This is a genomic window from Pseudomonas sp. PME37.24/006 (assembly GCF_055556635.1).
Genome location: NZ_JBVHNL010000278.1, coordinates 1 through 240 on the forward strand (window position 1 = coordinate 1; position 240 = coordinate 240).

Annotated in this window: 1 protein-coding gene; it reads right to left on the bottom strand. The window is 58.8% G+C overall.

The genetic code is table 11. The features are described 5' to 3' along the window. Nucleotides 1-240 (bottom strand): YjbH domain-containing protein (locus ACZ3GY_RS24720; protein WP_465912457.1); only part of this gene is annotated, 240 nt, incomplete at both ends.

Consider the following 240-nt stretch of genomic DNA (forward strand, 5'->3'; position numbering starts at 1 on the left):
TCACATCGGAGGTGGTCACGTATTGACGCAGATCGGTGCGCACGCGCGGTAGCCCGCTCGGCGCGTCGTAGGTGAACTTGTCATAGTTGTTGAGCAAGTTTGCACTGAGCAAGCCGCTCCACCAGGTATTGCGGGTGAAACGGTACTCCGCGTCGACATCGGCGGTGAACTGATAGAGCAGTCCGTCGGGACCGCCGATGTTCTGTTTGTAGCCCAGGCCCAAGCCATAGCTGAACGGTT